General features: G+C 23.6%; 18 protein-coding genes. All 18 read right to left on the reverse strand.

From position 1 onward, the window contains the following. Nucleotides 1-128: 128 nt before the first annotated feature. Nucleotides 129-1,106 carry a Gfo/Idh/MocA family protein gene (locus ACZ5EC_RS04535; protein WP_464303769.1) on the reverse strand — a complete coding sequence of 326 codons (978 nt, stop codon included), beginning with the start codon at nt 1,104-1,106 and terminating at the stop codon, nt 129-131. A gap of 11 nt (nt 1,107-1,117) precedes the next feature. Continuing rightward, nucleotides 1,118-1,918, reverse strand: coding sequence for a phosphohydrolase (locus tag ACZ5EC_RS04540; protein WP_464303770.1), 801 nt, complete (start codon nt 1,916-1,918; stop codon nt 1,118-1,120). 581 nt (nt 1,919-2,499) lie between these two features. Further along, nucleotides 2,500-3,423: a PhzF family phenazine biosynthesis protein gene (locus tag ACZ5EC_RS04545; RefSeq protein WP_464303771.1), complete on the reverse strand. Its 924-nt coding sequence runs from the start codon at nt 3,421-3,423 to the stop codon at nt 2,500-2,502. A gap of 229 nt (nt 3,424-3,652) precedes the next feature. Next, complete coding sequence (locus ACZ5EC_RS04550; protein ID WP_464303772.1) at nt 3,653-4,804, reverse strand: class I SAM-dependent methyltransferase; 1,152 nt, start codon at nt 4,802-4,804, stop codon at nt 3,653-3,655. Between the two features lie 95 nt (nt 4,805-4,899). Continuing rightward, a complete protein-coding gene (locus tag ACZ5EC_RS04555; RefSeq protein WP_464303773.1) occupies nt 4,900-6,207 on the reverse strand; it encodes an MFS transporter in 1,308 nt (435 codons plus the stop codon). A 357-nt stretch (nt 6,208-6,564) separates the two neighbouring features. Further along, a complete protein-coding gene (locus ACZ5EC_RS04560; protein ID WP_464303774.1) occupies nt 6,565-7,317 on the reverse strand; it encodes a CPBP family glutamic-type intramembrane protease in 753 nt (250 codons plus the stop codon). Nucleotides 7,318-7,596: 279 nt separating this feature from the next. Continuing rightward, nucleotides 7,597-8,127 carry a hypothetical protein gene (locus ACZ5EC_RS04565; RefSeq protein WP_464303775.1) on the reverse strand — a complete coding sequence of 177 codons (531 nt, stop codon included), beginning with the start codon at nt 8,125-8,127 and terminating at the stop codon, nt 7,597-7,599. Nucleotides 8,128-8,235: 108 nt separating this feature from the next. Next, the gene (locus ACZ5EC_RS04570; protein ID WP_464303776.1) at nt 8,236-8,469 is read right to left on the reverse strand and encodes a hypothetical protein; all 234 of its coding nucleotides are present in this window, start codon (nt 8,467-8,469) and stop codon (nt 8,236-8,238) included. A 399-nt stretch (nt 8,470-8,868) separates the two neighbouring features. After that, nucleotides 8,869-10,215, reverse strand: a complete 1,347-nt coding sequence (ffh, locus tag ACZ5EC_RS04575) for a signal recognition particle protein (RefSeq protein ID WP_464303777.1) — start codon at nt 10,213-10,215, stop codon at nt 8,869-8,871. 70 nt (nt 10,216-10,285) lie between these two features. Beyond that, nucleotides 10,286-11,848, reverse strand: coding sequence for a hypothetical protein (locus tag ACZ5EC_RS04580; RefSeq protein ID WP_464303778.1), 1,563 nt, complete (start codon nt 11,846-11,848; stop codon nt 10,286-10,288). Nucleotides 11,849-11,912: 64 nt separating this feature from the next. After that, nucleotides 11,913-12,272, reverse strand: a complete 360-nt coding sequence (locus tag ACZ5EC_RS04585) for a hypothetical protein (RefSeq protein ID WP_464303779.1) — start codon at nt 12,270-12,272, stop codon at nt 11,913-11,915. Nucleotides 12,273-12,581: 309 nt separating this feature from the next. After that, nucleotides 12,582-15,356 (reverse strand): chromosome segregation SMC family protein, encoded by a 2,775-nt coding sequence (locus tag ACZ5EC_RS04590; RefSeq protein ID WP_464303780.1) that lies wholly within the window; start codon nt 15,354-15,356, stop codon nt 12,582-12,584. Nucleotides 15,357-15,434: 78 nt separating this feature from the next. Then, entirely contained in the window at nt 15,435-18,002 is a 2,568-nt protein-coding gene (locus tag ACZ5EC_RS04595; protein ID WP_464303781.1) for a hypothetical protein, read from the reverse strand. Nucleotides 18,003-18,020: 18 nt separating this feature from the next. Then, nucleotides 18,021-18,572, reverse strand: coding sequence for an S-layer homology domain-containing protein (locus tag ACZ5EC_RS04600; RefSeq protein ID WP_464303782.1), 552 nt, complete (start codon nt 18,570-18,572; stop codon nt 18,021-18,023). A 1,066-nt stretch (nt 18,573-19,638) separates the two neighbouring features. After that, nucleotides 19,639-22,737 (reverse strand): type I restriction endonuclease subunit R, encoded by a 3,099-nt coding sequence (locus tag ACZ5EC_RS04605; protein WP_464303783.1) that lies wholly within the window; start codon nt 22,735-22,737, stop codon nt 19,639-19,641. 6 nt (nt 22,738-22,743) lie between these two features. Beyond that, nucleotides 22,744-23,964, reverse strand: coding sequence for a restriction endonuclease subunit S (locus tag ACZ5EC_RS04610; protein ID WP_464303784.1), 1,221 nt, complete (start codon nt 23,962-23,964; stop codon nt 22,744-22,746). A 34-nt stretch (nt 23,965-23,998) separates the two neighbouring features. After that, on the reverse strand, nt 23,999-24,868 hold the full coding sequence (locus ACZ5EC_RS04615) for a PDDEXK nuclease domain-containing protein (RefSeq protein WP_464304152.1): 870 nt from the start codon (nt 24,866-24,868) through the stop codon (nt 23,999-24,001). A gap of 174 nt (nt 24,869-25,042) precedes the next feature. Further along, a complete protein-coding gene (locus ACZ5EC_RS04620; RefSeq protein WP_464303785.1) occupies nt 25,043-25,366 on the reverse strand; it encodes a hypothetical protein in 324 nt (107 codons plus the stop codon). Nucleotide 25,367 lies beyond the last annotated feature (1 nt).

Raw genomic sequence — 25,367 nt, forward strand, 5'->3', positions numbered from 1 at the left:
TTTTACTTTATAGGATAGATAATTAAACAACTGCATTCCAATATATTTTTATATAATCCATTTTTTCATTCTATAAGATATTTAATTAAATAAATGAATTCCTATATATTTTTACATAATCAATGTTTTTATTCTATAGGATATTTTAGTCTAATATTGCGTCTAATTTCATCCATAATTTTAATTAAATTTAAAGAAAATTCATAGGTTGCAATTGAGCTTTCTTTTTCATTATTTGCAAACATCTTGTTAACATGCTCAACTTCAAAATTATAACCCCAGGTATTTCTTTTATCATTAAAATATTTAATAGTTTTTCCTTCTAAATTTTTAAGATAAGCTTTCTTTGCCTGCCAGAAAAGTGGAATTTCAATAAACCCTTTTTCACCATAAATTAAACAAGAATTTTTAAATTGGATTACATTTGAGGAAGACAAAATTGCAATTCTATTTTTTGAATATTTCAATATAATCCCTTCAACTTCATCAACTTTAGTTTTTCCAATAAATCCAGAAAATACAATTTCTAAAGGATATTCACCAAATATAGCTTGAGAAATTAATATCGGGTAAATACCAACATCAAGCAATGCACCCCCTGCTAAATAAGGGTTAAATAAACGATTTTTAGGCTCATATGGTGCTTTAAATCCAAATTCTGCATTAATTGAAACGACATTACCTATTTCATTATTAGAAATCCATTTAAATACTTCATTTATAGCTGGTAAAAACAGTGTCCATAATGCTTCCATCAAAAATAGTTTTTTTTTCTTTGCAGTTTCAAACATATTGTTTTCAAGTTTATAATTTATTGACAATGGTTTTTCACATAAAACATTTTTACCAGATTCTAAAGCTTTTATTGTTATATCATGGTGTAATGAATGAGGAGTAGCGATATATACTACATCAATTTCTTTATCATTTAATATTTCTTCATAAGAACCATATGCTTTAGATATATTGTAAAGTTTTGCAAATTCTTCTGCTTTTTTATAATCTCTTGAAGCAACAGCTAAAAGTTTACCATTCTTTACACTTTTAAAATCAGAAGCAAACTTTTTAGCAATTTTTCCTGTTGCAATTATACCCCAATTTATCATATGAACCTCCATTAAAGATATCTTCTTGGTTCTCCATCAACAACAGTTGCATATAGTTCAATATAGTTTTTAATTGGACTGGCTGAAATTTTACCCATCAAAACCTCTTCTACCTGAAAAAATCCTACCTGTTCTTTCATAATTACATTTATCTTTATTGGCTTTTTATCCCCTTTAACTATATTTACTTTTTGTATAGCTGCTGAAGAATACTTATGGATATCACCAACTTTTGACTCAGTTAATAAAATTAATGGTATCCTTGCTCTCCCTTTTTCCATATCACATCCATCAGCAACAAGAATCACCCCTGCTTCTTTTGAATGAATTTTTGATGACCCCATATGCCCAATTATACATTCTAATATTAAAGATTTTAAAATAACCTGTTTTTCAAAATTGTCAGGATAGATCTTTTTTAATACTCGCTCAATAATTGGAATAGCCAGTATTGCACCAAAATTTTCATGATTTGCCCTTCCAACACTCATACCAATATCATGGATAAAAGATGCAAATAAAACTGCTATTTTACTATCTTCAAAAGTACCAATTTTTTCACTTTCTAAAGAAAGCTTTATATTTGCTTTGTTCAGTAGATCAAGAATTGTTATTGAATTTAACACAACTTTTAACATATGAACAGGCCCATGGTCATTGTATTGTAATCTTTTTATAGAAACTGTATTTGCATATTCCTGTAAATAATGGATTTCTTCATCTTCAAGTAATATCTTAAACAATTCAAGTGATTTACCTTGAAGTCTTTTTAATACTGTTTTTTCTAAGTCGATCTGTTTTTTTGATTTCACATAAATTCCTTAATTTTTATTTTAAAATTATACCCACTTATATTATATTTTTTATACTAACAATTATTTATATTTTCATTATTTTTTGATATTAATTAGTATAACCAATTTACACTTTATTGCTTATATAATCTATTATTATTTGACATACTATCATTTAAATAATCATTATTTGACATTGCCATTATTTTTAACATAATCCAAAATTAGTATTATATATACTATTATTATTTTACTTTTTTTTATATTCTCTATTTAAATATAGTTTAAATACAATTTTTATTCAATTTTTAATCAACTTTTAATTAATAAATTATGGTTATTAAAATTAAACATTTTCAATAATTTTCAATGAAAAACGTATTAAATTGTAAACTTTTATATGTAAATGTTAATTTAAAAATATTTTAAATTTATTTTTAAAAACTACTCTTTTTTCTTTTATAAATATTTTATTATAAATAAATTATTTTTACCAGGTTATTAATATAATACTTAAAAAATAAAACATATATAAGATTATATTTAATTAACCTAAGATACTATAAAAAATAAAAAAATTAATAAAAAATTTAAAAAATCTAAATTGATATTTGTTTTATTGAATCTATTATACAATCACCACCAATATTAACCTCTTTTATTGAAAAGTCATTCTTATCAAAATTTAAATATGCAAAAACAAGTGATTTTTGTTTTAGATTTTCACCTTGAATAAAATTAAGTCCCTCTAAAGCAACTTCTGTTGAAATAATATTGTATTTATACAAATAACACAATAAACTACCAGTTGCGCTTCCAGTTGCTGATTCTTCAGGGATTCCTAACAACGGAGAAAAATTTCTACTGTAGATATTTTTAATTTTACTATTTAATCCTTTTTCTAAAGTAAAAATATGGATACCATCAAGATTATACTTTCTTTGCAAAGCAGAAATTTTATTAAAATCTGGATTAAGCTTTAATAATAAATCATGGTTTTTAATAAATATAATAAGGTCACTTAGACCAGTATTTACAACTTGAAAAGGATATTTTGTAATTAAAAAATTATCTTTCAAAGCAACACTACTTTTTGAAAAATAAAATAGCTCCGATATTTCTTTTTTATTAATAATTTTTAGAAATTTTGGTAATTTTTGTGAAATAAAAAATTTACCATCTTTAGCCAGAGTTATATTAATATTACCTGCTTTTGTTATTATAACAAATTGATTATTAACCAGTTCATAACTTTTATTAAAAAATCTATTTTTTAAAACTTTTGCTACTGCTAAGCTCGCATGCCCACAATAATCAACTTCTTTTTCAGGAGTAAAAAATCTAACATTTATTTTTAAAAAGTTATTTAAAAATACAAAAGCTGTTTCTGAAAATCCAATCTTTTTTGCTATTTTTTGTAATATCTTATCACTATAATTTTTGGAAATTAAAACAACAGCAGCTTTGTTACCACCTTTACCTTTATAAGTAAAAGCGCTAACTTCAAAATAATTTATCTTCACTTATAACCTCTGAATCATATTTTAATTATTTAATTAATTATCATTATTTAATTAATTATCATTAGTTGATTAATTTATATTTTTAATTAAATTTATTATATATTTAAATTTAATTATTCAATTAAATTTAATATTTTTTTTTAATTAATTTGCTTTTTTGTTGTCTTTTTATTATTAATTTTATAAATTTTATTTTATTATGTTATTATTTATTTTACCAGTATTTTGTTTAAAGGAAAATTCTACCATCTGGAATCATATTATCAGAATGGGAAATACCTTTTTCTTCTAATTGGTATCTAATACAATCATTATTATTAATAAAACAATAATTATCAACCCAGAATCTAGAAAGTTTTTTGTCTTTATATCTATAATATACTGGACACATTGTTTGCCATTTACATGGTTTAGCTTTTTTTAAATATTCTAAAAATTTTAAATTATTAATTTCATTCCCTTTATCAAGATAAACTTTTATTCCTGAAATATTAAAAATATCAACCAGAGAATAATAATCATTAATAAATATAATTTTATTTTTCTCTATTAAAGAATATAACTCATTATATAACCCATTAAATTCTTCTAAAAATAAATCAATTCTGTTATAATACTCACTTTTATTATTATTGTTTTTTATTTTACTGCTATATTTTTTTTTAATATCATCATAATAATTTGCGATATTATTATTGTTTTTTTTATTTTCCTTTATTAAAATTTGATCTTTAGAAATTGTGATAGTAGTAAATTTGAAATTAGTTTTAATATTGTTTTTTAAAACTATGTAAAAAACAGAATTTAGTTCTCCTGATTCTATTATCTCAAAATTAAACTTTTTTGAAATTTGAATCAATTCTTTTTCAGAAAAATAATTTTCAATAACACCTGTGTTAAAGCCTTTTTTCCAGTCAACAAGTATAAAAACACCATTCTGAGAAAGAGTTTTTTTTAATCCTGCAAAAAATGCATCATAATTTTTAATATGATGGAATGACCTTATAGAATATATCAAATCAAATTTTTCTTTTAATAAATCAATTTCTTCAGCATAAATATTGAATATTCTAATTTTTTCAAATTTAAAGGTTTTATAAATTTTATCATAAATTAAGGATTTTGAAGTTATATCAATTTTAATTTTATCTATTAAAATGTTCAAAATATTTTTATAATAATATTGAATATCTTCTATCAAATAAAAATCATTTTTACTATTATAAAAAAATGGTTCAATTCCTGTAACTTCAAATTTAAAATTCTTTTTTAGATTAATTAGATTTTCACAATCACCACAACCAATTTCAAGAACTTTATAAACCTTTGGTGAATATTTTTGTATTAGTTTATTTAAAACACTATTTCCTTCATAATTCATAATTTATTTCATACATAATTCATAATTTATTTCATAGTTAATAATTTATTTAATAGTTTATAATTCTCTTGAGAATGTATTAAATTAAATTTAATTTAAACACTTTCTATAGTTTGTGTATCTGTTACTTCACCTCTTTTAACAAAAGACATAACAATAAAAGCTAAAAACATACATAAACTACCAAAAAGATATATTGACCTGAAACCAAAAAAGTCAATTAAAAATCCGGTAATTGGAGGAGAAATAATTGCAGCTGCCTGTGAAAAGAAATAGTATAAACCTGTATATATACCCATATTATCATAAGTTGCCATCTGCCATAACATAGGAAAAGAGTTGGTTATAATTGATACCCAGAATATTCCAAAAAAGAATAAAATAATCCAGAAAACAAGAATACTTAAAGATTGAGGTAGAGAAAACATTTCTACAATAGGTTTATGAAAGTAAAGTATAAGAATAATAAAAACAAGTGTAATAAGTGATATTCTAATAGTTTTTTTTCTTCCAATTTTATGTGCAATAATACCAGAAGGAATTGCAAATAAAGCATAAGCAATAGCAACCATTCCTGGAGAAATTCCTGCAACCCCTTTTGTTACACCAATAAAATCAACTGCATACATTGTAATAAAAGGTAAGATCCCCTGATATCCAAAAAACCATAAAAATAAGGAGATTAAAATCAACATAGCACTTTTCTCTTTAGCAGTAAAAACAAGTTTTAGAGATTTTAAAATAGGTTCTCTATTTTCTTCATTAATTGCTTTTTGTTTTTCTTTTACAAATAAAAATAATAATATTACTGCAATAACAACAAGTATACCGGAAATAACAAATGGAAGTTTATCTTTAGTATTACCAATAATTGGCCATGTAGTATTTACATCCATTAATTTAGATAAACCAACAGTTCCAACTATAGCAGCAATACCTCCCATAGTATTTATAACACCATTTGCTTCTGATCTATAATCACCTGGAATAGTATCAGGCATTAAAGCAACTACAGGACCTCTTGCAGCTTGCTTAAAAATATTTAATAAAAATAAAACTGTAATTAAAAATGCTAATGATTTTAAAGCAGCAAATGGTATTAATGAAAAGAAAAAGGCAGTTAGTGGAAGAGTAATAATTATATAAGGCATTCTTCTTCCAATTGGAGTTTGTGTTTTATCTGAAATTGCTGATACAATTGGGATTAAAAAAAGTGCAAAAATATTATCCAGTGTCATTATTGAACCAATAATCCCTTTTGAACTAATATAATTTCTTAAAAATAAAGGTACAAATGAATCATATAATGGATCCATTAAACCCATTGTAAAAAACCCAAGGCCAATTAAAAAAGTAATTTTGTAAAATCCTTTTAACGATTTTCTTTTTTGATTATTTTCCATAAAAACCCTCCAGAAAGATACAAAAAAATTACAAACATCTATTTTTTTCTTTTAACAATTTACAACATTTATTAAACTTTTCAATTAATTTTTAAACTAATTAAAATATTAATTTAGAATATTAATAACAATTATAGGATAAATATAAAACTTGGAAATTTTTTTTATATGTAATGTCAATAATAGTGTGTAAATTATTTATAATTCTAGAATTATAAATAATTTAGTTTCCTTATTAAAATATTGACATTAACCATAAAAAATTGATTGTTTTTTTTAAAAATACAATGTTTCTTATCTATTAAGTATTTGTTTGAAATAAAAACACATAATACCTTTATAGGTTTTTTCTAACAATTATAGAAATATCTTAAATGTTAAATAGTGATATATACTCATAAATATTTGAATAAAACTAACAATAGTTAAGTTTTTTGTTTTTTTATAAATTTTTAATGTTAAATATTGATAAATAAAAAAATTTCCAATTATTAGAATACCAAAAAAATAAACAATAAATGAGGGAATAGCCTTAAAAATAGAGGGGGTAAAATAGATCAAATAATACCCATAATTTATAAAAACAAATATCAAAGAAAGCAAAATTAAAATTAATATCTGTTTTCTGGGATTTTTTGGTAGTAGCAAATGATATAAGAATCCCTTAAAAATGATTTCTTTCAAAATAGGAAAAACTATTATAACTTCCAAAATGGAAGTAAAAGAAGTGGAATATCTTGGTAAATAACTATTCTTTAGTAAAACTACTTGAAATACTAATAATGTAATATCAATCACAAAAATAATAAATATTTCAGATTTTATCTCATCAAGATTATAAAAAGGGTTTTTAAAATATTCTTTTGTTTTTCTCGTAATAAATACAATTATCAAAAATAAAGCTGCAATAAGGTATTCATAATAATGTAATAAAATATTTAAATCTATATAACAATCAACCCTAAGAGCTTTTAAAATTTCTAAATAAAGATGAGGAAAAAATGGTATAGGAATGATATCTCTGGTAATTATCATCCATAGGACACCTAACAAAATATCTACCACAATGAATAATAGAATATATTTAGATATTTGTTTTTTATTAACCATTTATCAATCTCCTTTTTTTAATTTTAAAAGATAGGTATTGACATTAACAATTCCAAAAACATTATTTATTAACTTTTCTGATTATTAAAATTATTTTCCAATTATTTATTTTATTATACCAAATAACTGCATCAATTTCTTTAAAACTATCATCTTCATTATTTTTAACTGTAACTTCGCTATTTTAATATTTTATCCAATTATTTTTCCCTATTGTAGTTTTATCTATATTTCCTGGTAATATATTTATTGTTGTAAAAATAAATAATAGAGTTAATGCTATTGCTCTTTTCTGTTATTCTTCTCTATCATATTCAATATATTAATAGCTTTTTCATATTTAAAAAGATAATAACCATCTAAAGAATAATTTCTAAATTTAATAGGCAATAGATTTAATGTTATAAAATACCTTCCAATAAAATCTATTATCAATTTATTTTTTATATAACCATTGAAAATTAGTATTAAAATAAAACTAATAAATAATTGATAAATATTGTATATAACTCCCCCTGAATAAATTTTTAATTTTTGTTTTTTGCTTAAAGAAAATAAATAAGAATCTGGAATATAAGTAATTGCAAAAATAAAAAAATGTTTACATATAAAAAAATAATAATTTTTAATATTTATTCTAAATAAGTTTTTTCCTGTCCCTAACTTTATTTTAATAACTACATCGTCATTTTTTATAACTTTTCTAAAATTAATCGCATGCCCTAACTCATGAATTATTATTGTAATAAATGCAGTTAAAATAAATAGTAATAAAAAAATAAATTCTCTTTTTACAATTTCTATAAACATGACTTATTATACCTTATAAAATTCCTTTTTGTTAATACTAAAATTAAAATTATTGATATATTTAAAAAATAAGTAAGATTTTATCATTATAAAATTTACCTCATTAAGTCAGTTTTCTAATCCTTGTTTATAACCATAACAAAATCTTTTTTCTTCTTTTGATATTATTTTGAATAATTGATTATTATAATAGATAAGATTCAAATTAAAATCAATTAATTTTTTGCTTAATTTTTGATTGTTTTGTAAAAAAAGGAAGAATGATGAAAAAATTAATAAAAAAACAATTAATTTAATTAATACAATTTTTTTTATAATACTTTTCTTTACTTTCAAATACATATTTGTATCCATTACTTTATTATTTTAATTTTTATTTTAATTAATTATTTAAATTACTTAAAAATGATTTTGAATATCTTTACTAAATGTTAAAATTTTGTCAAGTTTAAAATAAAAATAGTGAATAAAATTTTTTAAATTTTAAAGAGAATATTTACTTAATTAATATTATTTACAAAAAACATAATAAAAAAAAATTAAAAATTAATTATCTTATAGAAGATAAATTTTATATTTTATAGTTAAAAAATATAATTAGAAAGAAATAAATTAATTTTTTGTCTCAGTAAGAATAGAGAAAATAGCAATAGAAGGATTTAATATAAATTAAAAGAAAAATTTGGATAATTAATAAACTTGCAGAAAAAATAAAATAAAAAATTTCAAAGTCAGTTAATTTTAAAAAGGGAGTCCACCAGAACCATTATTCATTGAACCATATTGTTCCATTAATTTTTGATACTTTTTCCCTTTCATCTTTTTCATCATTTTTTTCATTTTGTTAAACTCATTTATGAGTTGCTGAACATCAAAAATTTTTGTACCTGAACCTCTTGCTATCCTTTTTTTTCTTGAAGGATTATTTAGTAAAATTGGGTTAGTTCTTTCTTTTATAGTCATGGATTGAATAATAGCTTTATATTTTTTCAATTTCTTTTGTTGTTGTGATAACATCGAATCATCAATATTTTGAGCTCCAGGAATCATAGATATAATTTTATCTAAAGACCCCATTTTATTCATAGCATTTATCTGTTCTAAAAAATCCTGCAAATCAAATTTGTTCTTTTTAATTTTTTCTTCTAATTTTTTTGCTTTTTGTTCATTATATTGTTGTTCAGCTTTTTCAACAAGTGAAAGAATATCACCCATCCCAATGAGTCTCTGTGCTAATCTATCTGGATAGAATCTTTCAATATCGCCTATTTTTTCACCTGTTCCTGTATAAATAATTGGTACATCAGATACAATTTTTACAGATAATGCTGCACCACCTTTTGTATCAGAATCAAATTTTGAAAGAATCACACCTGTTATATTTGCATGTTTTTTAAACTCTTTAGCAACATCAGCTGCAACCTGACCTGTCATAGAATCAACTACAAGGAAAACTTCATCAGGATTTGCAATTTTTTCTATATTGGAAAGTTCTTTCATTAAAGCTTCATCAATTTGTAATCTACCTGCTGTATCAATAATAACAAGATTATATCCATTTTTTTTAGCATACTTTAATGCATTTTTAACTATCTTTTCAGCAGAACTTTTTTTCTCAAAATAAACATCTACACCAACATTTGAACCTAAAACTTTTAATTGATCAGTTGCAGCAGGTCTATATATATCTGCAGCTACAAGAAGAACTTTTCTTTTTTCCTTAAATAGATTAGCAATTTTAGCAGCAGTGGTTGTTTTACCAGAACCCTGTAACCCTGCTAAAAGATAAACTGTTAGTCCTTCATCAGACTTAAGTTTTGGTTCCCTTGATTCTTTACCTAAAATTTCAACAAGATTATTAAAAACAATTTGTATAAATTTCTCTCTTGCTGTAATTGTTTTAACAACTTGTTGTCCTATAGCATCTTTTTTTACATTATTTAAAAAAAGTTCTACTACATCATAATTAACATCAGATTCAATCAATATCTCTTTTAATTCATCTAAAACTTTATTTATATTTTTTTCAGTTATTTTTTTATTAGTATTAAAAACATTAGATATCCCTTTAGTTATCTTCTCTAGCATCATTGCCTCCATTTATTATTGATAACAAGCATTAATATTAATTTTTGCTAATGTTATTTTTTTCCAAGATTTAATAGTCTTCAACATTCTTTTTAATATAATTAAGTGTATTTCTTACAACATCATAATATTCAAAATTTTCATTCTTAATTTTTATTAAAACTTTTTTTGCAAGGTCATAATTATGAATATTATTTTTTAAAATTGCTATACCATAATAAAAATAAAAATAATCACTAAAAAATAAAACTAATTTTTCAGAATATTTGTATATATTGTTATCTGTTTTTAAATTAGTAAATATTCTTTTTTTAATTTCTTCTAATAGAGTTTTATCATTTTTAAACAAATTCTCAATTAATTCATTGTTATAAATTTCCATTATATTATTGTATAATTTGTTATTATAATATATTTTTGATAATGATAAAATACTCTGTAATTTTAAAATATAGGAATATTTTACTAAATATTCAAAATTAAATATTGCTAAATCAATATTATTTAAAAAGTATTGATTCTGCCCTTGAAAGTAATATGATAAACTTTTTAATAATGGATCTTTAGATTCTTTGGATATTGCAAAATACTTTGAACAATTATCATAATCCATATTTAAAAATAGTTTATACCCTTTTAAAAAATATATTAAATATTTGATCTTTACCAATTCTTTAAAATTTTTATCAAAATAATCATTGTAAATGGAATTACTTTCAGAATTTGCTTTATTAATATTATTTTCTTTGTCTATTAAATTATTTAATTTAAAGGAATAATTTCTAATTAAATTACTTAATATAATTGAGGGAAATTCTTTTTTAATTTCAGTATCCTGGTATTCGTTTATGTTTTGAGATAAATTTTTTAAATTAAAAATATCATTTGAAATTATACCATTTTTATTCAATTGGTATAAATGATAATAGTTGTATTTCAAGAAATCCTCAATATATTTAATAGTTGTATCAACATAAAACATGTTAATATTATCTACATTAATGATATCATTTATAATGTTTGTATTATTTGTATTATTTGTATTTTTTGTACTATCTGTACTTTTTGTATTATTTGCATCTTTTCTATTACTTAAACTATTCTTATTGTTCTCATTAATTGTATCTTCTGTAAAATTGTAAAGTACTTTATTACATCTTTTTAACAATAAAACTAAAAGTTTACTTAATGTATTTGTATATTCATCATTATTTATTTCACCCTTGAAATTAGAACTATTTTGAGAATTAGAACTATTTTTTGAAACAGATTTTTGGTCATATTTTAACTTAAATAAATTTTCTAAAGATTTAATTAAACTTTCAATTTCTACATTTTTATCCTGTAAAATATTTGATTTAGAAATATTAAAAATATATTTTATTACATGGTTATTTAGAGTATTTAGAAAATAAATAGAATAAGTTCCTTCTTTATGAGGATTAAGCTTAATAAAAAACTGATTTGGCGAATAATATTTTTTTTCTATGCTGGCATTTCTAATATTATTAAAATCAACAATTTTAAAATAATCTGGTACACTAAAAGTAAAAGGTTGATTATTTATAATATTAAATGAATATATATCATTAAAAATAATTTCCTTATTAATAGAAGCCGCGTTGCCATTCATAGAATACATAACTATAATTAAAAAGATAACACATAAAAAAAGTAAAATTTTAAAATAATGCTTTTTAATAGTTTTCAAAAAGTAAATCAACTTTATTTTTTAAAATATTTTTTTTAAAATAAAAATCAATTTTTTTATGAAAATCTTCAAAAGTATATAATTTTTTTATCTCTTCAATATTAGCAATATTGATATTACCAATGTTATTTTCATTATCTATATTTTCAGGAATATTTAATAAAAAAGTTACAGGTGGATCAATGAATTCTACCTTATTAATAACAGTTTCAGGTTCTTTTGGCTCAGAAATCCTTTGATTTCTATTCATTATTATAGTAACCAGAACAGTAACAATAATGGTAATAGAGATAACTATTATAATATACCATTTAGCTTCATTTAAAAATTTTAGTATTTCTTTCATAATAAAATTGTTTTTAAGATATATTGATTATTATTTAATAAATTTATAAACAATATACAAATTAACTAATAATATAAATAAATTATAAAACTATTGTTTGTTAAAAGTTATTATCCAATAAATTTAATATCTTATCGATTTATTATCTAATAAAATTATTATTTAATAAAATTTTTTATTTAACAAAATTATCAATTAATATAGTTAATCATCTAATATAGCTAATCACCAATAAAATTATTAACTAATAAATAATATTTACAAAAAATATTTTAGAGAATAATAAACTAACATTATTATTATAAATTATTATTCCACATTTTCAAGTTTTGCTGATACCACCTTAGATATCCCATCCTGCTCCATTGTAACACCATACAGGATATCAGATATTTCCAATGTAATTTTATTATGTGAAATTATAATAAATTGAGTTTTATCCGAAAAATCTTTAATCATTTGCCTATATCGTAAAACATTATTTTCATCCAGTGCAGCATCAACTTCATCCATAATACAAAATGGAGAAGATCTATAAAGAAACAGGGAAAACAATAAAGCAATTGCACTCATACTTTTTTCACCACCTGAGAGCAAAGTCAAATGACTTATCTTTTTACCTGGTGGTTGAATTTTAATATCAACACCTGTTTCTAAAAGATTATCTTTATCTACAAGGTATAGTTCTGCAGTCCCACCCCTAAAAATCGATTTGAATATTTTTTTGAAATTTTCTTTAATTTCTAAAAAAGCATTATAAAACTTTTCATTTAAATGTACTTCAAGCTTTTTTATTACCACCTGTAAATCATTTATAGATTTAATAACATCTTCTTTTTGATTATTCAAAAATTCATATCTTTTTTTTACCTCTTCATACTCATCTAAAGCTAACAAATTAACCTGCCCTAATTCATTTAAAACATCTGAAAGTCTTGATATTTCTTTTCTTAAAAAATTTTCAGATTTTATCTCTTCATCTTCAACTTTAAATTCAAGCAAATCTTCTCTATATGTATCAAAAAAGATTTGTCTCAAAGTATCAATCTGTGATTCATATTTCAATTTTAGTTTATTAAAATTATTTCTTCGTTCATTTAAAGCTTTTTTTCTTTCAAAAATCTCATTATATTTTTTCTGTAACTCAACCAATTTAGAAGAGTATTCATCTATCTCATTTTCCATTTGTTTAATATTTTGTTCTATCTCTTTTTTCTGTTGCATTAACTTATCTATATTTTCAAAATTATTTTTTGATTTTTCTTCTGACTCTTTTAACTTTTGTTTGTAGTTTTCAATTTCTTGATTTATTTTCTTTATATTAAATTCAAGTTCAAATTTATCATTTTCAAGTTTCTCTTTTTGCAAATTACTATTTTTTATTTTCTCTTCAAGTCTTGATATCTCCACATTTATCTCATTTAACTCATTTTTTAATATTTCTTTAGCTTTAATTTTTTCATTAATTTCGTTATCAATAAGATTAACTTCGTCTTTCAAAGAATCAATTTCATTTGAGAGTTTTTCAATTTGTGAAACAAGTTTCTCTCTTTTTTTAAATATTGAATCTTCTGCAAAAAAAAGATTTTCAACTTTATTAGAATATTCATAAATAATTTGAATATTATTTTTCAAATCAAGATATTCATTTAATAAACTTTCAAATTCTTTAGTAAAAAAACCTATTTTTTCTTTAAATTTTTTATACTCTTCCTCAGAACCAAATTGAATATAATCATTAAACAATGTTTTTTTTGATTTTAAATTAAGCTCAATACTATTTAAAAGCTCAAAGACATCTTTATATTTCTCTTTTTTAAGTTTGTAAATATTTTCAAGTTCATAAATTATTTTATTAATATATGTGTATTGTTTATTTATATTTTCATTTTCTTTCTGGATGTATTCTTTTAATAAATTTTCTTTTTCTTTAATGACTGTCCTTTTGTCCAATAACAATTCTTCATTCTTTACAATAAAACTATCTATTTCAGCAATTTTTTCTTGATATTCCTCTTTCCTTTCTTCCAGATTATATAATTTATTATTATCTTCTTCAATATCAATAGACAATAATTCATTTATTTGCTCAAGTTTTTGTATATTTGACGTAAGATTTTCTTTTGCACGTTCAATATAAGATTTTATTTCATCATATCTCTGTCTATGGAATACTATAGTTTGCTCATTTGTTGATATTTCACCTTCAATTTTTATAATGTTTTCCCTGAAAAGGGTTATTGACTGCCCTTTTTGTTCCATTATTTTTTTTAATCTCTCACTCTCATTATCCAATTCTTTACTTTCATTTTCAATTTCCTGATTTTTGTTAATAAAATCTTTATTTTCTTCTAATAAATTTTGAAGTTGCTTTTTAATATTATTGTATTTTACAAAATATAAAAGTTTTTCGTACTTTTCCAGATTTTTTTTTGTATTTTTGTAAAGCTCAGCTTTTTTTGCCTGATCTTCCAATTTTTCAGATTCACTTTTTACTTCTTCTATCAATATTTCAAGTTGTTGTAAATTATCATTAGCTTTAGCTAGTTTATCTAATGCCTGTTTTCGCTCTTTTTTATATTTTTTTATACCTGCAGCTTCTTCAATAATTTCCCTTTTCTCTTCTGGTTTCGATGAAATTATCTTTTCAACTTTTCCCTGAGCTATTATTGAATATTCTGGAGAAGAAATTTGATTATCAAGCAAGAATTTTTCATAATCTGAATATTTAACCTGTTTATTATCTATAAAATAGTTAATTTCACCAGATTGAAATACCCTTTTTTTAATTGAAAAAGTGTTATCTTCAATTTCTAATTCATTTTCCTTCTTAAAAACCAATTCTACTTCTGCAAAACCTGACTTATTTTTAAAACTATTGCCTTTAAAAATCAAATCCTGTTTTTCATTTGCTCTTAAATCTTTTAACCCATAATGTTGAAAAATCCAGTAAATAGCATCTACAATATTACTTTTACCACAACCATTTGGACCAACTATTGCTACTATATTCTTATTAAAATCAAGTTCTGTTTTATCAGGAAATGACTTAAACCCATAAATTCTAACTTTTTTTAACCTCAAATCCCCATCCCTTTTTTAAAAACTACAAAAAAATTAAAATATTTTGCTAAATCCATTTAAAAACTATAACGAAAAAAATCAATAAATTTGTTCATTTCGTTCTTCATATTCTAAATCTTTAAAATCCAGTGAAGAAATACCAAATGAATATGTTATTTTAAAATTATATGTGTTATCAATAATAATAAATCCACCTGTAATACCAACAAAAAGGGTAAATTTATGCAAATCTCTTTTGAAACTTAAACTCAATGACTTTAAATTAAAATATGAAGAAATTCTATCCTGTTCATTGAAAAAATTAAAAGATTTAAAAAGATCTATAAACCCTTCTTGAAAAGTATTATAAACCCATAAACTTCTATTTTCAGAAGAAACTCTTAAGGATAAAGAAAATTGATCTGTTAACATAAAAGACAAACTAAAGGTATTAGTTAAATATTTATTAAAATTAGAAGTTTTATCATTATAATAATAAATTGTATCATTAATTTTAGTCTTAATTTTATAAATATAAAAATAATCAGGATTCAAAGACAAACTAAGAGAATCGAATAATTTCAAATTAAAAAATTTATCAATAGAAGTATAAACTGAAAGTTTAAAAGAAGTAGAATATCTTAAACTTAAAATATTAACAGGATTAAATGAAAAATTAAAATTAAGATTATTTAAATTCTCTTTTTTAAAATCAAAAACAAGTTTATCCTGGGAATTTAGCAAATTTACTCCTGTAGAAATTGAATATTTAAAAATATTTGATAATAAAGCACCATTTGCATTTAAATTTAAAAATGAAGAAACCCAATTAAAATCCAGATTTTTATAAAAATAATCAACATATCTATTTATCAAAGAAAGTCTTAAATTAAAAAACCCAGAATTAATGTTAAATGAATTATTTAAACTAAAATTATATCCTGATGCAGATTGGTCTAATTTATTATTTTCAACATCATAGTTAGAGATATAATTAAGTCCAGGATTAAAAACTGAATTAAACCTAAAGATTTTATTACCAATATTTAAAGTAATTGGGTAACTAAATGTAAATCTAAAATTTTGAGAATCAAGAGAGGAATTTTCAAAAATATTTTCTCCAGAATCATTATATTTATACTGCAAATAATATAAACTACTAATTTGAAATCTATTGCTCAAAGAGATTAATGAATTATTAAAATTAATCAAATTTTTTCCAGATGAAATATTATATGGATAGATAGAAAAAAGATAATAATTTTTATAACCAGGAGTATATATATAATTTTGATCATTTATATATGAATATAACTTTAATGAAGAGGAGACATTAATAGGTATATTTAATAGATTAAAGTGTAAATTCAATGATTGGTTTAGACTATCCTTTGTGGTTGGGAAAATATCAGGATAATAGGTCTTTAAAAATTTTTGAATTTCAAATTTTTCCAGACGCTTGTTTTTAATAACATCAGAATAAAGATATGTATCTGAATAATATTCTAAATTTAATGTTAATCCTAAAAAATTAAATAATTTTGGATATGAAAAGCTTAAATTTCCTCCATACCTTAAAGTCCAATCTTTTTTCCCATCATATGGTGATATAGTGGTCCATAAATCGGATGCTGAATCATAAAATAAATAATTTCCAAGCCCAATTGTAAAATTTGCTTTTATGTTTTTTGAATTATTAAAATTATAAATTGAATAAAAACCCAGATTTTCATAATAATCTAAAGAAAAGATATTTTTTTTAAAATGCCAGGTATTATAGAATTTGAAACCCTCTCTTTTTTCATATTCCATACCAAAATTTCCAGAATATCCTGCACCTCTTTCTAATGAAAAATAAATAGGAAACCAGAAAATTCTTGAATTACCAACATAAACAGAATTATCAAAAGAAAGGATATAATCATTTGAATAATATATTGTATCGCTTTCTATATGATAATGAGGATTTATCAGATCACAGGTCGAAATTGAAGTAATTTGTGCATAAAATGAATCTTTAGACAAAGCATATAGTTTATTGGTTTTTATATAATAATTGTCTAATTGTCCTCTAACTCCAGTAAACACACCTTTTTGCAAATTAAGATTAAAACTTATTTTATCAGCATAATATGTATTTTTATCATCTATAAAAACGACATTACCTTCAGCAAATACTTGATTATCTTTAGAATTAAAAATTATATGGTCTGCTTTAAATATTTTTTTTCCAATTATCAGATAAATATTTCCAAATAGTTCAATAACATTTGCATCAATTTTTTTGATATTATCCATTAATATTATATCTGCTGATTTAATAATTAAGAGCTCTTTTTTACCTGCAGATATTTTTTTTACCTCTAGATTAAAATGTATTAATAATTCTTTTTGTAACTCTTCCTTCTTTTTATCAGTATCAAGATTATAATATTTCGCCATATCCTGGAGTTGGTCATAATCTGCATATAAAATATATAATAAAAGTTGATCTTCTGAAAAATAATCAAAAATTGATTGGGCAAAAACTTTTATACTAAACAAAGAATCAAAATTAAAATCAATGTTTGTATTAAAAAATAAATATTCAATTTTGAAAAATACTAAAAATAAAGTTATTAGTAAAAATATGATAATAGTATAATTTAATATTTTTTTTCTAAACATAGACATTGCAATTAAAAACTATTTTGATAAAACAAAAATCAATGCTAACGCTGAAAAGAAAAGTGATACTAATGAAATATATAAAGGAATTTTATTATTTTCAAGTTTATCAACTCTATTTTCCAATGATGCTACTCTTTTATTTAAATCAAGAAGTTCATCTTTAAACTCAGCAATTAAATCTTTAATAAGTTTTGCTTCTTCTTCAGTTATAACAGATTTTGCAAGTAATTGTTTTATCTCTTGCTCAAAATCTGTAGAATCTTGAGAAATGTTAGCATTTTTTTTAAGTTCCATTAACATATTATAAATAAGATAAGCCATTTCATATCTTGTCATTGGTTTATCACCACGGAAAGTGTTATCAGGAAATCCTTTAATTAAATTATGTTGGTATAGGTATAAAATTGCCTGGTATGCCCAATGATCAGGGGGAACATCAGAAAAAAAATCCTCAGAATAAACATTTATGGTAAAAGAAAAGTTGTTATTAAAATTGATTTTAAAAAAATTTAAAATTGAAAATATAAGTAAAAAAATTATCAAAATATTTAATATTTTTTTGTGCATAATGAAGTCCTGTTTCAGGATAAATTAACTTAATTTGATTTTATATTAAAATTTGTTTTTGTAAACATCTTTTGTTAATAATAAAATTGAAATTATTAAGATATTTAAAAAATAAGAAGTAATTCTATCATTATTAAAATTTTTCTCATTAGGTCAGTTATGTAATTCTTTTAATTTAACCTTTTTAAACATTAATAAAAAAGGTTCAATTTCAAAATGTGTGGATAAAATAAATTTTTAGTTTTTTTTAACAAAATATATACATTAAAAAAAAATTAAAAATACTATTAAACCGATTGAATATGTTTTTATTAATTGAATATAAAAATTTAAAAATATTTGTAAAAAAGATATACCCAATATCTAATAATAAAGTAACAAGGTTTAAATAATATAATAAAAAAATTAATGAAAACAATAATAAAAGCATAATTAAAAAAAGATAAAGTTTTAAAGATAATGATTAGGTTATGTTAAAAATATAACAAATTACAAGTGGCTTAGAATAATTACCCATACATTATGAAAGAGAACCATAAAAAATAAAAAATATTATCTCTTTAGCCTCTGGCAACTGACATCCACTCGAAAAATTATAATAATGATAGAGATATAACTTTTAATTATTTATGTAAACATCATAATTTCATATTTTTTAAATATCTGTTCCTGCCACAAATCTTTATAAATGTTTAGTCTTTGACAACTACAATCCAGTCCAAAAATTTCAATTATGATATATATAGTTTACATTTATTAAATCAATAATAACAATTTCAAATTTTATTATTAACTGCACCGACCACGGAAAAATAAATTTTCTTTAGCTTTTGGCAACTAACAATAGTTCGAAAAATTTTAATAATGATAGATATAGCTTTCATTTATTTAATTAAATATACCAATTTCAACTTTATTATTAACTGCACAAACCACGAAGTCATTATATTTCTTAAATCTTTAACAACTGACAATCGCTCTAAAAATTTCAATTATGATATAAATATTGTTTTTATTTATTAAATCAACAACAATAATTTCAATTTATAATTATTAGGTAAGGAATTTATATTTTACCCCCCACACCTTTAAACTTATCAACAAAAGCAGATATTTTTTGAAATACCCTATGTTTTTTCGTTAAGTATTGTGGATTTAATGGACTCATTTTTGGAAGAATTTCATTTAATTCTGTCCCATTATCACTAGCAAACTCACGTTTTAATGAAATAAGTATATATCTTTTGGCAGCTTCTTCATTCAAATTTTCTGATTTTATCAACTCTTCTGCTTCACGTTTCTGTTCTTTTTGAGCAAAAGTAAAAAATGCTTCTATAATTTCAGTCTTATCATTGAACTTATCTAAATCAGAATTATTTATAAAATCAACAATCAAGCTCTCTTTTGCTCGGTTCCCAACACTTGAACGAATTAAGCGCCTAATATCTTCTATTAATGTTTTTTTATCTAGTGTTTTTTTATGCTTTTCAAAGATAAGTTCAAGAATATAATCTAAATTTATTTCCTGTGATTTTAAAAGGTCAACTTCAAATTCAACATCACTCCAATCAACTTTTGGATTTTCTTCTTCTTTTGAAGCTCTTTCTCTACGTAGCCATTCACGAATATCATTGTATGTTGAACGGTAATCCTGTACTAATCTTTCAGGTAACACTTCAATTTGTTTCATTGTCTCAATATCCTCATCTGTCAAATGATATTCTGCTTTGAACTCTTCCAATGCATTTGGGTCAGTTTTATCTATTTTCTGAAAATTTTTTAACCAGGTAAATTCATCAAAATTCTGCAATATATTTTCAACTTTCAAATATTCACCAAAGAGCTTTACAAATTCTTTTTTATCTTTTTCCATTTCAATATTGTTTACATCTGAAAATTTTTCTTTTAATTCTTTTACAATGTCAATGTATCCCCTTCGTGCTTGACCATTAATTATATCCTTAAAACCTTCAATATACTCCTGGTAACTTTTTTCCAAAATAACATTACGAGTATTTTTATCTCCGAAAAGTGTTATAGCATCAATCGTTGCTTTTTCCAAATCTCTAAAAGTTACAATATTACCAAATGCCTTAGTAGAATCATAAATACGGTTTGTACGGGAATAAGCCTGTATTAACCCATGATAACGTAAATTTTTATCAACAAATAGAGTATTTAAACGAGGTGCATCAAAACCTGTAAGAAACATACCTACAACAATTAATAAATCAACTTCACAGTTTTTTACCCTTTTGGCTAGGTCTTTATAATAGTTTTGAAATGATGTACTGTCAACACTATATGATGTTTTAAACATTTTATTATAATCATTTATTGCCTTAGATAAAAATTCTTTGGCACTGCTTTCCATTGCTGAAGGTTCAAAATTTTCATCAGCAATTTCACCTATAGCTTTCTGTTCTTCATTAGGAGCATAGGAATAAATTATTGCAATTTTCAAAGGTTTTTCATTATCTTTTTGCAATTCATTCAGAGTTTCGTAATAGAGTTTTGCTGCTTCTATACTGCTGACAGCAAACATTGCATTAAAACCTTTTTCAGTTGGATTTAACCTGTGTGTTTTTATCTTAAAATTTTTGAGTATATATTGCGATATTTCTTTTATTCGTTCAGGATGAAGCAATGCTTTTTTGTTTTCTGCTGCTGTTAATTTATCCAAATCCTGTTCTGTTTCTATTCTCTTAAACTTAGGACGAACATTATTATAATCCACCTTAAACTTCAAAACCTTTTCATCTCTTATAGCATCAGTAATAACATAGCTATGCAGCTGTACACCAAAAACAGTAGCAGTTGTTTCAGATCCTGAAGCGTTTTCAGGAAAAATTGGAGTACCTGTAAATCCGAATTGATAATATTTTTTGAATCTCTTTTTAATATTTTTTTGGGCTTCACCAAATTGAGAACGGTGTGCCTCATCAAATATCAAGACAATGTGCTTGTTGTAAATAGGTAGATTGGGTTCTGATTTTAAAAGATTATTTAGCTTTTGTATTGTTGTTACAATTATGCGGTTATCGTTTTTTTCTATATTCCGTTTTAATCCTCTGGTACTGTCCGAACCGTTCACACTGTCAGGAGAAAACCTTTGATATTCTTTCATTGTCTGATAATCAAGGTCTCTTCTGTCAACTACAAAAAAGACTCTATCAATAAATTCCAATTCACTAGCCAAACGTGCAGCTTTAAAACTTGTAAGTGTTTTACCTGAGCCTGTTGTATGCCAGATATAACCTCCACCTTCAGTTGTTCCCCATTTTTTGGAAAGATAAGCACTTTTTATCTTCCACAAAATCCTTTCTGTTGCAGCTATCTGATAGGGACGCATAACAAGTAATGTATTTGTTACATCAAAAACAGAATATTTTAACAAAACACTAAGTACTGTATTTTTCTGAAAGAATGTTGCTGTAAAATCTTTTAAATCCCTGATGAGGGTATTATCCGCTCTTGCCCAGTTTATTGTAAAATCAAAACTGTTTTTATCACGTTTTGTCGTATTTGCAAAATAACGGGTATCAGTTCCGTTTGATATAACAAAAATCTGTATATACTTAAACAAAGAATGCTCAGAATTAAAGCTTTCTTTACTGTAGCGATGCACCTGATTAAAAGCCTCACGAATAGACACACCGCGTTTTTTTAACTCAACATGCACCAATGGTAATCCATTTACAAGAATAGAAACATCATAACGGTTAAGATATGTTCCTGTTTGCTCAAATTGTGAAATGACCTGCAACTTGTTGCGTGAAAGATTCTTCTTATCAACCAGATAAATATTTTGAATATGTCCGTCATCAAAAACAAAATCATATATATAATCATCATGTATCTTACGCGTTTTTTCAATAATACCATCACCTGGTTTATCAAGGTATTCCTCTAAAAACCGTTGCCATTCACCATCACTAAATTTGACATTGTTAAGTTTTTCTAATTGAGTTCGGACATTATCAAGTAGTGCCTGGGGAGTCTTTATATCAGGGAGATACTCATAACCCTGATTTTGTAAATCTTGTATAAACGAGTTTTCCAGCATATATTCATTCTGATATGGTTCGTTTACACGACTCTTGATTTCGTATTTGTCCAAAACTATAAAGTTTTTAGATTCAGCAATGGGTTTATATTCTATCATCGCTTTTTATTCTCCTTCCTCATCAGGTTTTGGAAAATCCAAAAGCATATCCCTGTAATATTCATATTGCTTTTTCCTGAGCTCTATCTCTTTAGGCAATCCTTCGCTTATGGAATTGGTAAGTATGTCAAATTTATCAAGGATTTCAACGATTTCTCTTTGCTTTGAAAGTGGCGGAATGGGGATTTTAAGAGATTTAATAATATTAACATTTAGATTACTTACAGAACTGCTATTTATTTTGCTTTTCCAGTAATTTTGCACTTTTTTTGATGAAAGATAATAATAAAGATAGTCTGGATTTAATTTAAATTCAAAATTATTAATTGATGCCCACCCATCATGAATAGCTCCATCAATATTTAAAATATAAGGTCTTCCAAAACTCATCGAATTAGATAAAATAAAATCTCCTTTTTTTAAAACTCTTGATTTTTTAGCACCTTCAGGAGTAATTTTTTGTGCTGTTTTAGTAATATATTTTGAATTAGATAATGTGTCTCCTATTTTTATCCAAGGAATTCCATTTTCGTTATTTGTAATATATTTTGAAATTGGTCTAGGCGAAGCTCCTCTTTGAACATTTGCTACTTCCCCCAGCTTTTTCCACTCAATCTCAACATCATCCAGATACCATTTCTCATTTTTTTCAATTAGGGTTAGTAATTTATCGCAGTAGTATTCGTATTGTTTTTTGCGATTTGTAAGCTCTGTTGTAAGCTCTGTTGTAAGTTTTTTTGTAAGCTCTGTAAATTTGTCAAGAATTCTGACAATTTCCCTCTGAACATGGAGAGGGGGAATAGGGATTTTTTTATTTGAATACTTATTTATCCATTGTCTTTTATGATCTACTTCAATCAATTCATTTGGCAAAGTATTTAACCAATAATAGATATACTTTAATAAACAAATATTTTCATCTATTGCTGTAATTATTTTCATAGCTGACGATTTTACTTTAAAGTCAAAATCTACCCATTTATTTGCTGTGGTAAAATCATCAAAAATGATAACGGGATTTTCTGAAGCTTTACAAATACCTTCTGTTTCATTGGTATAGCCAAGTAGAAAAGTCTTACCTGCAGTTAATACTGGTATATTATAATTCTCATTATAACTTGTTGACTTTACAATATATTTTGTTGGTTGCTCATATTTAGCCACTTCCCCCAATCTCTTCCACTCAACCTTTGCGCCATTAAGTAACTTTTCTAAAAATTTATTCATTTTTCATCAACTCCCTAAATCTCGAAAAACCTTTTTAATTCTTTAATAACCTTTCTAACTCCTTTTGAAGCAATTCTTTATCAGGTAAATAGAGCTGATATTTACTTACAAATAGCTTATTGGATATATTTTGAGTAGCATATTCTACCAATATTTGATCTTTATAAGCACCTAAAACTATCCCTATAGGCTCATTATCACCTTCGACATTTTCTTCATTTTTAAAGTAGTTTAAATATAGGTTCATCTGTCCTATATCATTATGCTCAATCTCACCCCTTTTCAAATCAATCAAAACAAAACATTTTAAAATCCTATGATAAAAAACCAAATCCACAAAAAATTGTCGGCTTCCTATCTGGATTTTATATTGTCTTCCAATAAAAGCAAAACCTTTTCCAAGCTCTAAAAGAAACTTTTCCAAATTTTCTATCAATCTACGTTCTAATTCACTTTCCAGATATCTATAATCTTGCTTAATACCGAGAAATTCAAAAACAAAAGGCTCTTTTAGAATATCTTGCGGATTTGATACTTCCAATCCGTTTTTTGATAACTTCAAAACACCTTTTTTATCTTTGCTTAGTGCAATTCTATGAAAAAGCATACTTTTCATCTGCCGCTTAAGTTCCCTAACACTCCAATTTTCTTTTTCGCACTGTTTTAGATAAAAATTCCTTTCCAGCTCATCAGTTGCCTTTAGAATTTCCAAATAATGACTCCAGCTCAATTTTCCAAACAGTGTCTGGATTTTTGGAAATGATAAATAAAAAAGTCTCATGTTAAATAAATTGGACCTGCTAAATCCCTTTCCAAACTCTAATATTAAGTCTTTTGAAAGCCTTGTCAAAAGCTCTTTTCCGTATTCTGCTTTTTTATTGCCTTTTTGTTCAAATTCAACTATGTATTTACCAACAAGTCAATAGGTTTGTAAAAGTGTACTATTTACAGATGTTAAAGCTTTGTTTCTTCCTTCAATTAAAACAGATTTAATCTGTTCTTTCAAAGTGTTATAATCGCTATTTGCTATATTCTGCATTTTTCCTTAACCTTTAAAATAATCCATAATTTTAAAACTTTAATCCCTATTAGCAAAAATGTAATAGCTCCCTTTTGTCTTGCCAATTTTTTTCAAAATACCTTTTTTAACCATATTTCTTAAAATCTCTCTTGCTCTTCTTTCCTTTACGCTCAATATCTTTTGTGATTCTTCAACATCTATTTTTTTATTTTCCAAAACAAAATCAAAAACAATCTTTTCTTGTGGGAGTAAATTTTCTGTTTTTTCGGCACTATTCGGCATTTTTTCATCGGTTTTTCTATAAAAAACTATACTTACAAAACCTGGTTCTTCTTTTATTTCAAATTTTGCATTTTTTTCTATTTCATTGAGTAAATTCAAA

The organism is Exilispira thermophila (assembly GCF_055389015.1).